This is a genomic window from Pseudovibrio denitrificans JCM 12308, assembly GCF_001310815.1.
GTDB classification, from domain to species: domain Bacteria; phylum Pseudomonadota; class Alphaproteobacteria; order Rhizobiales; family Stappiaceae; genus Pseudovibrio; species Pseudovibrio denitrificans.
On sequence record NZ_BAZK01000079.1, the window covers coordinates 1 to 932 of the forward strand.

Genomic DNA, 932 nt, shown 5'->3' on the forward strand with positions numbered 1-932 from the left:
GTATGGAGTATGATGCCCTTAATCAGCTGACCAAGGTCACTGATCCAGCTGGTTCTGTGTGGAGCTATATCTATGATGGTTTGGGCAATCAGGTCTCGGCCACTGATCCCAACCTTGGCACCTGGTCTAAGGAGTATGATGGGGCCAATCGCATCATCAAGCAGACCGACAACAAGGGGCAGGTGACAACCTACTCCTATGATAAGGCAGGGCGCACAAAAACACGCAAGATTGGGGATGCATCCAGCCTGCCTGAGCCCATCATGGGCACCTCTGCCAATGAGACCTTAACCGGCACATCTGCTGCCGATGAGATCCATGGTCTGGCTGGTAACGACAAACTCTATGGTCATGCCGGCAATGACAAGCTTTATGGTGGTGAAGGCAATGATACTCTCTACAGTGGCTCTGGTGCGGATCTGTTGGATGGTGGAGCTGGAATTGATACCGCAAATTATTCTCAATCCTTGAATGGCATTTTTATAAATCTTGGAACAGGTGCTGCTTCGGGTGGAGATGCCGACGGTGACACTTTGATCAACGTAGAATACGTGCATGGATCTCGACATGATGATGTGATTATCGGTAACGATGGCAACAACGGGCTGTATGCCGGAGGTGGCAACGATCGTTTAGTTGGCGGCAAAGGCGATGACACCCTCAACGCTTATGCCTCTGGAGCTGACATCCTCGATGGCGGGGAAGGCACTGATACCGTGCGCTACTACTACGCCTCCTCTGGGGTTACCGTAAACCTGGTAGATCCAAGCCAGAATACAGGGGATGCGAGAGGTGACACTTACATCTCCATTGAACGCGTTATGGGAACCCGTGATCATGCGGACACGCTGATTGGCGATGCTGGTAACAACAGGCTTTATGGATACGCTGGTGGAGACACGCTGGATGGGGGGCCAGGAGTTGATATCGTT

General features: G+C 51.8%; 1 protein-coding gene. It reads left to right on the forward strand.

Annotated elements, in window-relative coordinates; genetic code table 11:
* Positions 1-932 (forward strand): calcium-binding protein (locus JCM12308_RS27515; protein ID WP_506344904.1); only part of this gene is annotated, 932 nt, incomplete at both ends.